Raw genomic sequence first — 10602 nt, forward strand, 5'->3', positions numbered from 1 at the left:
TGAGGCTTCATCATGAGTAAAAGATTATTTGGCTATAATTTTTCGTTATTGCACGTGGACCATGTTCAACTGAATGAAAAATGGAACTATACAAATGTAATTAGTCCTTATTATCGGATCTATTATATTGATGAGGGGGAAGGGCTTGTCTCAACCGGGCAGGACAAGATTAAACTTGAACAAGGCTATTTATATATTATTCCAAGCTTTACATTATGTAACTTATTTTGTAATGGATATTTAAGTCAGTATTTTCTTCACTTTTTTGAAGAATCTGCAGACAATATTTCACTCTTTGAAAATAACAGAAAAGTCATAAAGGTTTCAGCATGCGATATTGATATTGCGAACTTTAAGAGATTGCAGCAGATAAATCCAGGCAGGGGGATTAACAGGTCAGACAATCCAACGGTTTACGAAAAAAATACGTATTACAAAAGTTACCAGGAGCTTAACAATACCGTTAACGATTCCGTTTATTTTGAGACCCACGGTATAGTAATCCAGTTGATTTCCCGCTTTTTAAATTCTCATCGGTTTAACAGCAGGAACCCCGACCCCGTCCCTTCAAAAATATTAGATACAGCCAGGTATATCCAATTAAACCTGAAAGAAAATTTAACAGTTAGCTACTTAGCCAGCAGAGCAAACCTGCATCAGGATTATTTTTCAAGGTTATTTTTTAGATACACAGGGCAAAGGCCGTTAACTTATGTACACGAAAAGCGAATTGAACGGGCACAATATTTAATTGCAACTACTACTTTGTCCTATAGTGAAGTCGCTGAGGTAACAGGGTTTGAAAACCTACCCCATTTCTCAAAAATTTTTAAAAAGGTTACCAGCCTTACGCCAGGTGAGTATAAGAAACAAAACAGATTGATTTATTGAACATTATAAAATGCTTATGATGCATTTGGAGGCAGTAAAATATCGCCTCTTGCTATTATTCATTGAGGAAAGAAGATGGTATGGCGGCCTTGGAAATTCTTACTGTTCGAAAAAGAGAATTTCAATTCAGACTGGAATATTTACAATATACATTGTTATTCGGCAATCATCGCCGAAAAGCAGCTTTTTTACAAATCAATTTATTTGCGTATCTTTTAGTTTTCGGCGACCATCGCCGAAAACTATTTTTTTACATGCCGATAGATTCGCAACTACGTAAAGAAATGTCCCGTTTGGTGCAGGGGGTAACAGCGGCCTGATCAATCCTCCCTATGGTTCATCAGAGCCGGTCCCTTTGTCCGGAAAAAGAATCTCGATGCCAAAGCCACCGTTTTTCTTTACGATCTTTTCCCGATTTAGAAGTATTTGTAACATGACTAACTGTTTAACTTATCTTTTAAAAAGTTGCTGGCTTCCTGCATCGCTTGTTCTCCCATCGAACCCATCCCGAAAAATCCATGTATATTTTCGTAATTTTTATAAACCGTTGGTACGCCTGCCTTTTGCAATTTTTCCGCATAGGCTTTTCCCTCATCTCTTAACGGATCGTAGTTGCAGGTAAAGATCATGGCCGGGGGCAGGCCTGAAAAATCTGCCGAACGGAGAATTGATGCTTCTTCGAACAGAGCAGGATCAGCCACATAATTGTCCCAAAACCATTTCATGATCGCCGCTGTAAGCACATAGTCCTTCCCGCTTTCCTGGTATGATGGATGATTGGCACTGTAATGATCTGTCACAGGGTAGGTTGCGAACTGTGCTTTCAGCGCAATGCCTTGCTTTGTTAACATCCTGGCGACATATAATGCCATATAACCGCCCGCACTGTCACCTGCTACCGCCATACTTCCGCTTGAACCTTTATATTCCGCAGCATGTTCGTGAAGCCAAACAGCCGCTGCAACGCTGCTTTCTGGCCCTTGAGGATAGGGATGCTCGGGGGCCAGTTTATAAGCCACCGACATAATAATACAGCCTGTGTTTTTACAGATCTGCCGACAAATTTCGTCATGCGTTTCCAATCCCATCAAAACAAAACCGCCACCGTGGTAATAACTGATCACAGGAAATGGCCCTTCACCAAAAGGTATATAAATGCGAACCGGGATGGCGTTGTGCGTAATGTTTTTACTGATCACGTTTGCCACAGCAGTGGGGCCGGGATCCGGCATAGCCTTCGCCATCGCGTTCCTTGTTTCTTCCAGGGGGCGCAAGGTTTAATTTGTCAAATCCGTGTTGCTTTGAGAAAGCTATCGTGTCTAAAACTTCTTTTGATAATGCCATGATTTTATTTTAAAAAATTAGTGTTATAAATTACCATCCTTAAAATTTTTTGGTTTCACCTTAAAATACTTTTCAAACAAACGGGAGAAATAGCTCATATTGGTAAATCCCAGTATGTAGCCCGTTTCTGATACCGAACCCTCGGCCCTAACCGATGAGGTCATTTGAGCCTGGTTGATATCGCCAGAATTCCAATGGTTCCAATAAGCCAGAATTCCGAAGAGTTTTGAGGCGTTTTTAGTTCAAATTAATGATGCTAACTAATTGGCAACCATTTTGTTAACAGTTAACTCCAGACTAATTTAGCGTTTAGAAGCAGGCCACCGAATAGGTCACCTGCGTGAGTCATAAAACCTGAGTAGTTATGCGATTTTTTGAGCAAAAAAAACGCTTAAACCAGATGATTTAAGCGTTTTACGAAACCTTGCGGCTCTTTTTGCGGAATGGACGGGACTCGAACCCGCGACCCCATGCGTGACAGGCATGTATTCTAACCAGCTGAACTACCACTCCGTTTGGGATGGCAAATATACGCACCTTTTTGTTTTACACAAGCTGTTTTTCAAAAAAGTTTATTTTTAATGAAAAACACACCCGCATTGCCTTTTAAATCAGCTTTTTACATTTAAACCAAAGTTTATGCTACATTAAATTGTTGCTCTTTTTGGCTGTAATTTATCCATTCGGCCACCAAAAGGTTAGGGACCCAGCTTAAAAAAGCTATGATGAGGTAATTATTTTCAAAACCTACACCACTACCGAGTACGGTAAAAAGCCAGATATAGAACCGTAAGGTTACCGCGCCAAAAGCCAGGGCATAGCTTCTCCGCATCATTTTAATATGATCGTTAACGCGGCCGTTCATTACCAGCAGCCACGCTGCAAGAGTAAAAGCTACCCAAAGCGTGTTTTGCAGCAGGAAGGATATAAATACGCCTGTACCGCGATTAACAAACAGCGTCATAATATAAGCCCCGGGCGCGGCAAAAAATAAAACTCCGAACACATAAAACTTACCAAACACCTTATGTAAGGCGCGGTTATTATAAACCATTTTTGAGAACTGAAAAAAACCGATCATTAATATTATGCTGCTGCCAATAATGTGGCAATAAAAGGCAGGCAGGTACCAGCCGGTTTTAACTGCAGCTTGTTTTATTTGTAAAAAAGTTGAATTGTTTTTAAAATCATAATACTGGAAAAATGTACCAGCGCATAAAATCACGATCCAGAAAAAAGCAAAATACCATAATACCCTCCCTACTAGTTTCATTTAGCAGCAATTGTATTTTGAGGCGTCTTCTTGCCATTTAGCTTTTGGTTTATCCAGTTTACATTGTATTTATCAATTACTGTTAATGAATCGTCAACATTAGGGTTGTTGGGTTTGTTATCATTCCGGTGTCCATTATATGCAGGATTATCACCATCTTCAAATACGGCTACCCATCTTTTATCCTTAAATTGATATGCATAATCAGCAAATATTTCGTTTTTCATATAGCGCAGCATCTCAGGCGTTATTTGATTAATTGTTTTTTTCTGCATGTCTTTAAAGCTTCCGGATCCTATTTGCAAGTTATAGCACGCATTCAAATAAGAATCGTCCATTTTTACATACTTGGTAAAACCAAAGTTCCTGTTGTTGGGCAGTTCAACCAGCTTATTATTTTTAACGGCTAAATAATGATAGTAAGGACCACCCTCAATACTTTTGGTAGAATCATAAAGCTCAATATATAATGCAGCTCCCGCCTTTACTTCGTATAGCGAATCATTAATTGCTTTAATATTGTTTATATCGCACAAACCTTTGAATATGCTTCCACCCTCACCTGGGGTATAATCTACCATAATGTCCTTGGTAAATATCCTATTGTTCTTTTTGTCGACAATTACAATATTCTTTTTGTCGTAGAATTCTCCTCGTCCACCTAAAAAATAATCCCGGATAGAGTAGAAAGAAGCCTCCAGCCAGTTGTCGGGTTGTTTAACAGTACCTGTAAAACTCACCTGATAATTTGTATGTACCTCCTCATAATCAATCTTTCTTAAAGGATTTTTAAAATCACTCTCCTTCGATACCAGATTCATCTCCACAAGGTATGATGGGGCTATATAGATAGCGCCGTGCTCTGTTTTTGAATTATATTCGGTAACAACTTCCATTGCTTTTTTATACAGATCAAATGAACTGGTAAGGTTTTTAACTTTCGAAATAAAATCACCTATCTTCAGGTCAACCTTTTCAGAAATACTCAGATCTTGTTTCAGGTAGAAGTAGTCACCACCACTTCTTAAAACAGCAAGGTTCCCGTCATCGTTAATGGGTAATACCTGGTCGTAACTAACTGGGACAACAATTTTACCGTCAAGATCATAAAAGCCTTTTTTGTTATCCTTTTCAACTTCAACCAGGCCCGGAAAGGTCCCGCTGATGTTATGGATTAGATCGTACTCAGGTGGTATTATCTCCTTCAGCTCCGGATTAACCAGCCCCATTTTATAGGGTTCAACTACAGAATCTTTATAACGGTTTATATCTTCGTGCATTGCCCACTTACCTTTTACAACATAGTAAAAAGTTTTTTGGTCAACATGGGCAAACCAAACAACACTATCGTATTTTGTTTTTAAGAGATTAGCTGCTTTAAAGGCGGCAAGCGTAATAGGGCTGAAGATGTCTTTTTCGGACATAGTTTTTTGCCGCACAAAACTTTCATAGGCTACATAATCTGCCAAAAAGCGCTTTGCATCAACCACCGTAATTTTATACTTATGCGGGAGCACCTTATGAAGAGTTAAGGTTAAAACGGACTGCTTATCGCTCAAAGAATCATGACTGAACTTTGCAGGAATATGAGCCACAGCAATTTCCTCATTAATAAACTTGATATCTGAGCCATCAACATCAAGGTTAATGGCTGCTATAGCTTTTGTATCGCCGTTAAAACCTGTCCGGCCTATCAGTAAATTTACCAACCTGTTAAATGCCGGGTTTTGTCGGCCATTGTCAAAGTAATCTACAAGCGAATCTGTATTATTAGCTTTTGTGCTTTTATTAAAAGCAGCTAAAAACGCGTTTATTTCGGTTTTTTGTGCAGGAAGTGAACTTTTGCATTGGGCCAATAAAAGCACTGCAAAAACAAGGGCTGTACCTATAATTGGGGATAGGAAAGGTCTGGTTTTCATAACACCAATATAAGGTGTTTTGTATTACCCCAATAATATTTTTTTTTACTGCTTCTTAATTATAATGACCCCGGCTAAAAGAATAATTTTAAGGCCAGGGTAGTTTTTTGATCAGGCTTGCAGCTTAAATTTCATTTATTTTTCATAAATCACGTTTCTATCGCCAATAAAATTTGCGTTTTTCGCATTAAAAACTGTACATTTAGACCTTAGATTAAATAAATCCTGGCTTCATACCTATTAAGTTGTTACCGGGGTGAGAATAAAATTTTAATTGTAGTTTTTTGGGGAAAGCTGTTCATGTTAAAATGAACAGCTTTTTGTCATTAATGAGCATCTACAGGCATCTTTACAGCTTTCTTAAACGGCTGCAAATAAAGCAGCGGGATTGAGAAAAGCATTACAAGCCCCGAGATCCAGTAAGCATCATCATACGTTAACAGCAGGGTTTGCTTTGTTAGCGCGCCCTCAATAGCAGCATAAGCCATATGAGTGGCGTCAAGCACAGATTTTCCACTTGCTATAAATTTTTGCGTATACATATTAAGCCGCTGGGTAAAGTTTGGATTATACGGATTAATATTTGTTAAAAGGTTACTGCGATGCAAGCCTGAGCGGATATGTATAATTGTAGTTAATACTGCAATACCAAATGAACCACCCAACTGGCGCATCATATTGTTTAAGCCTGTACCCTGTCCCAGTTCGGGGCCTTTCAAATCGGCTATTGCCAGGGTAGTAAGCGGTACAAATAACAGCGCCATACCAACACCTCGAATCAACAGCGGGATAAGCACATCGCCCTGACCGGTACTGAGTGTAGAGTTGCTGAGCATGGTGGTAAACACAAAGAACAGGAACATACCTGCTGTAGCCATAAACTGCGCGGGAATGCCTTTGTTAAGCATTTTACCAATAAAGGGCATCATTATAATGGTACATAGCCCCCCCGGGAACAGCAGCTCGCCTGTTTGTTGTGCCGTAAAACCCAGCAGGTTTTGACAGAACACAGGGAACACGAAAACCGATCCATACAGACCAAAGCCCAGCACAAAGGACGTAAACATCCCTACCGCGAAACTTCGATGTCGCAAAATGCCAAAATTCACTATCGGAAACTCAATACTCAATTCACGCCAAATAAAGCAAATTGTTCCAATTACTGCGGTAATAGTAAGTATAAGGATATATGGTTTAGCAAACCAATCTTCTGATTCACCTTTTTCAAGGATGGTTTGCAAGCTACCTACTGCAACAGCAAGCAGGCCAATGCCCCACCAGTCTACCGGTTTCCCTTTGCCTTCCTTTGGTGTTTCTCTTACAAACGTATAGGCGCAGAAGGCCGCAATAGCTCCAACAGGAATGTTTACATAAAAGATCCACCTCCATGAGGCGTGGTCGGTAATATAGCCACCAATGGTAGGCCCAACGGTAGGCCCAACAACCGCTCCCAAACCAAATAATGCAGTAGCTGTGCCAATTTGTTCGCGCGGCCAGGTTTCAACAAGGATAGCTTGCGAGGTTGATATTAACCCACCGCCTGCAACTCCCTGCAGGATCCTGAAAAGCACCAGTTCATCAAGGCTGGTAGCATTACCGCATAAAAATGATGCGATGGTGAATACTATGATGGAAGTAATAAAATATTGCTTTCGCCCAAACCTGCTGCCCAGCCAGCCCGACATAGGCAGTACAATTACGTTTGCAACGGCATAACCTGTAACAACCCAGGCTACGTCTTCAAGTGTGGCACCCAGGTTCCCCTGGATGACAGGCAAGGACACATTCACAATCGTGGTATCGATCAGCTCCAGTAACGAAGCTACGATCACCGTGATGGTAATGATCCATTTTTTAAAGCCAGTTTCAGCCATTATATTGGTATATATTATTAATAGATAGTCTTAAGTTCTGAGTCGGTAATCTTAAGTCGATTTGACTCAAGACTACTGACTTTCGACTAATGCCTTAGTCTTTTACTATTACAGATACATTAACGCTCATCCCAGGGCTGAGTTTAGCCAGGTCTTCTTTTGATCCGGTTATTTTTATTTTAACCGGGATGCGTTGTACCACTTTAACAAAGTTACCTGTTGCGTTATCAGGTGGCAATAATGAAAATTTAGCACCTGTTGCAGGGGCAAAATTGTAAACCGTTCCCTGTATTTTCAGATCAGGGTATGCATCAATATCAACATTCACTTTTTGCCCGTTGCGAATCTTATCCAGCTGCGTCTCCTTAAAGTTGGCAGTGATGAATATGCTGTTATCATTAACTATTGAAAACAAAGTTTGTCCGGCTTGCACCAACTGACCTACCTGTACATTCTTTTTTGATGCCACACCGCTTGATGGGGATTTAACAATGGTATAAGAAAGCTGCAATTTTGCATAATCAACATCAACTTGCTTTTGCGATACGCCGGTGTGGGTAACATTCAACTGGCTTTTTGTTGTGCCCACCTGTTCAAGTGCAGCTTTATATTCATCCTGTGATGCTTTGTAGGTAGCTTGTGCTACTTCTAAATCGGCCTTAGCCTGGTCAAACTGTTGCTGGGTAACTGAGCCATCCTTTACCAGGTTAGCATAACGGTCGTAATCCTTTTTAACTTTTTCAAGCCTTGCAGCAGCTGATGCCACCTGGGCTTTTGCACTTGATGAATTAGCCGTGTTTGCAAAAATTTGTGATTGGCCAACGTTAATACCTGCACTCGCGCCGGTTTCGGCAGCTTGTGCCTGCTCCAGCTTAATTTTATAATCGTGGTCGTCAATTTTTACCAGTACCTGGTCCCTGTTAACATGAGTATTTTCCTGGAAGTAAATGCTGTCGACATAACCACCAACACGCGCTACAACCGGGCTTATGTCACCATCAATTTGTGCATCGTCAGTATCTACGTGCTTGCCGTAGTATATATATTCTTTGATCCCGAAAATAACACCCACCACAAGTATTATCCCCAGTATAATAGGAAGTACTTTGTTTGGTTTCTTTTTAGGTTCGTTTTCTTGTGTTTCTTGTGCCTTTGCCATTGTATGAATTGTTTGGGTGTGATTATTATTTGTTTAGTTTTCCGGTTGATTTTAGTAAGGTATAATATGCCAGGCCTGCATCGGCTTTTGCCAATTCAAGATTTATCTGTGCCTGGTATAATAATGTTTCGGCATCTGCCCGGTCTGTTGCCGAGGCTATATTGCTTTTATATTTTGATTCCAGGATCTTATTATTCTCACCAGCCTGGTCAATAGAGGTTTGCAAAAGCTTTATCTTATCCAAAGCCATTGTATAGTTCTGGTAATCCTGGTTAACCTCTTTCTTTACATTATCAAACTCAATGTTTTTGTTGATGATGGTTTCCTCGCGCTGGATCCTTGCTTCTGATACTTTGTTCTTGTTTGTCCATAACGATGCAAAGTTCCATTTTAAGCCTAACCCTAAAGTTATAGGTGTAATATAGCTCCCGCTTTTAGGGATCGGGTTTGCAGAAACATCAACGTAATAACCACTTACCGATGCACCCAGGGTTGGTAAGGTATTAGCCTGGATGTTTTTGATGCTGGTTTCAGCCACTTTAGTGCGTAAATCAAGTTGTTTAAACTCAATCCTGTTGCTCATTGCTGTATCCAGGTAGTTTGATAATGGTGCAACCCGTCTGTCAGCTTCATTTATTTGTGCTATTGTAAGTTGCGTACCTTCATTTAAGCCTAAAAGCACATCAAGGTTATAATTAATTATTTTACGGTTGGTTTCCAGGTCGATGCCGTTCAGCTCGATATTTGAACGTTGCAATTGAAAGCGCAACACATCATTTTTAGTAACAAGCCCCTGTTCAAAAAAGCGTTGCGATTGTTTGATCTGCTGATCAATTGATCCCAAATTTTGCTCAACCACTTTTTTGCTTTGTAAAACCTTGTACAGGTTATAGTAAGCGTTAATAATATCATAAGTGATTTGATCTTTGTCATTATCAGCGTCCAAACGCGCAACTTCAGTAAGCAGGGTTGTTGATTGCCTTGCGTACTTTAATTTATTGCCGCCAAATATGGTTTCGTTAAGCGAAACAATACCAAGGTAAGCATTTGCGCTTTTTGGTAACGACAAACTTTGATCGCCAAAAGCAAGCTTGTTTGCAGGGATCTGTGCGCGGTTATAATCAAAGCTTGCGCTCGCGGTTGGCAGCGCCTGGTCCTTTGCCTGGTTAAATTGCGATACAGCTCTGTCGATCTTATTTTGCGATAATTTTAAAACCTTGCTGTTATCAAGACCCAGCTTAATGGCTTCGTTAAGGGTAATTGTCCTGTCCTGTGCTTTCGCAGCCATGCCAAGCAGCAGCGTTAGCAATATTGCAGGAATAAGGATCCGCACGAAATTTTTTATCGTGCTTTTGTAAGGGTGTAGGTCGGTGTTATTATTTTGTGTTGTCATTGTCAGTCATTAAGTAAGCTTTTAAAAGTCTCTTCATGTAGGTTTTTATCCGGGGCTTTAATTTCTCCTCCATCATTTTATCATCCTGCACATCAAAACCCAGCATAGTGCTTGCCATAAGCGGCGTGTTTATTATATAGTTTTTTGTTCCGTAAAGCGTTGCCATCACCATTGCCACATCAATATCAGCACTAAACTGTCCCAACTTAACGCCTTCATCCAGAATTTTGGTAAGCTCACCTACATTTATCATCAAAATACTGCGAAGCTTATCCGAAAGCTCCGTCCGCCGGGTTATGCCCAACTCACGGTACAATAGTTTTTGGAAACAATTGTTATTCACTACTTTATCTCCATATATTTCTATATACCGCTCTATTTTATCCCATGGGCTCATCCCGGTATTACTCAGGTTTATCAAAATATCCTGGAATGAAGTTATTTTACGCTCCACAACGGCAATAAACAAACCTTCCTTCGAGCCAAAATAATAGTTAAGCATTGCCATATTAACATTGGCTTCACCAGATATCATCCTGGTAGAAGCGCCATCAAACCCATGTTCTGAAAATACCTTTTCAGCAACATCAAGAATGTGGTCTTTCTTATCTATTTTTTCCTTATCCATTTCTTTCTCTTGTACAAAATTAATCAAACGATTGATTGATTCAATCATTCATTTGTAATATTTTCCTAAGCAACTGATAATCAATAACAAATAATCAATCAACCGATTAACAAATGAGGAT

Annotated in this window: 9 protein-coding genes and 1 tRNA gene; 1 reads left to right on the forward strand and 9 read right to left on the reverse strand. The window is 40.0% G+C overall.

Going from position 1 to position 10602, the window contains the following annotated elements; all coding sequences use genetic code 11:
• Nucleotides 1-12 precede the first annotated feature (12 nt).
• On the forward strand, nt 13-891 hold the full coding sequence (locus BUE31_RS11475) for a helix-turn-helix domain-containing protein (protein ID WP_073403520.1): 879 nt from the start codon (nt 13-15) through the stop codon (nt 889-891).
• Nucleotides 892-1328: 437 nt separating this feature from the next.
• Here BUE31_RS11475 and BUE31_RS11485 read toward each other — a convergent pair whose 3' ends face one another.
• From BUE31_RS11485 to BUE31_RS11520, 9 genes are all read right to left on the reverse strand, one after another.
• The gene (locus BUE31_RS11485) at nt 1329-2165 is read right to left on the reverse strand and encodes an alpha/beta hydrolase (RefSeq protein ID WP_234997797.1); all 837 of its coding nucleotides are present in this window, start codon (nt 2163-2165) and stop codon (nt 1329-1331) included.
• Nucleotides 2166-2258: 93 nt separating this feature from the next.
• Complete coding sequence (locus BUE31_RS31015) at nt 2259-2399, reverse strand: hypothetical protein (protein WP_159440665.1); 141 nt, start codon at nt 2397-2399, stop codon at nt 2259-2261.
• 275 nt (nt 2400-2674) lie between these two features.
• Nucleotides 2675-2748, reverse strand: a tRNA-Asp gene (locus tag BUE31_RS11490).
• Between the two features lie 124 nt (nt 2749-2872).
• Entirely contained in the window at nt 2873-3508 is a 636-nt protein-coding gene (locus BUE31_RS11495; RefSeq protein ID WP_073403523.1) for a DUF2306 domain-containing protein, read from the reverse strand.
• Nucleotides 3505-5427, reverse strand: coding sequence for a WG repeat-containing protein (locus tag BUE31_RS11500; protein WP_073403525.1), 1923 nt, complete (start codon nt 5425-5427; stop codon nt 3505-3507). Before BUE31_RS11500 ends, BUE31_RS11495 begins: the two co-directional genes overlap by 4 nt.
• 326 nt (nt 5428-5753) lie before the next feature.
• A complete protein-coding gene (locus BUE31_RS11505; RefSeq protein ID WP_073403527.1) occupies nt 5754-7301 on the reverse strand; it encodes a DHA2 family efflux MFS transporter permease subunit in 1548 nt (515 codons plus the stop codon).
• Nucleotides 7302-7395: 94 nt separating this feature from the next.
• Nucleotides 7396-8460, reverse strand: coding sequence for an HlyD family secretion protein (locus BUE31_RS11510; RefSeq protein ID WP_073403529.1), 1065 nt, complete (start codon nt 8458-8460; stop codon nt 7396-7398).
• Between the two features lie 25 nt (nt 8461-8485).
• Complete coding sequence (locus tag BUE31_RS11515; protein WP_073403531.1) at nt 8486-9853, reverse strand: TolC family protein; 1368 nt, start codon at nt 9851-9853, stop codon at nt 8486-8488.
• Nucleotides 9837-10529 carry a TetR/AcrR family transcriptional regulator gene (locus BUE31_RS11520; protein ID WP_073403533.1) on the reverse strand — a complete coding sequence of 231 codons (693 nt, stop codon included), beginning with the start codon at nt 10527-10529 and terminating at the stop codon, nt 9837-9839. The genes BUE31_RS11515 and BUE31_RS11520 overlap by 17 nt, the downstream gene beginning before the upstream one ends.
• Nucleotides 10530-10602 lie beyond the last annotated feature (73 nt).

The organism is Mucilaginibacter sp. OK098 (genome assembly GCF_900142915.1).
Taxonomy (GTDB): domain Bacteria; phylum Bacteroidota; class Bacteroidia; order Sphingobacteriales; family Sphingobacteriaceae; genus Mucilaginibacter.

Excerpts from the sequence above, each read along its gene's own strand:
- BUE31_RS11475 (WP_073403520.1), top strand. The coding sequence starts at position 13 with ATGAGTAAAAGATTATTTGGCTATAATTTTTCGTTATTGCACGTGGAC.
- BUE31_RS31015 (WP_159440665.1), bottom strand. The coding sequence starts at position 2,399 with ATGACCTCATCGGTTAGGGCCGAGGGTTCGGTATCAGAAACGGGCTAC.
- BUE31_RS11495 (WP_073403523.1), bottom strand. The coding sequence starts at position 3,508 with ATGAAACTAGTAGGGAGGGTATTATGGTATTTTGCTTTTTTCTGGATC.
- BUE31_RS11500 (WP_073403525.1), bottom strand. The coding sequence starts at position 5,427 with ATGAAAACCAGACCTTTCCTATCCCCAATTATAGGTACAGCCCTTGTT.
- BUE31_RS11505 (WP_073403527.1), bottom strand. The coding sequence starts at position 7,301 with ATGGCTGAAACTGGCTTTAAAAAATGGATCATTACCATCACGGTGATC.
- BUE31_RS11510 (WP_073403529.1), bottom strand. The coding sequence starts at position 8,460 with ATGGCAAAGGCACAAGAAACACAAGAAAACGAACCTAAAAAGAAACCA.
- BUE31_RS11515 (WP_073403531.1), bottom strand. The coding sequence starts at position 9,853 with ATGACAACACAAAATAATAACACCGACCTACACCCTTACAAAAGCACG.
- BUE31_RS11520 (WP_073403533.1), bottom strand. The coding sequence starts at position 10,529 with ATGATTGAATCAATCAATCGTTTGATTAATTTTGTACAAGAGAAAGAA.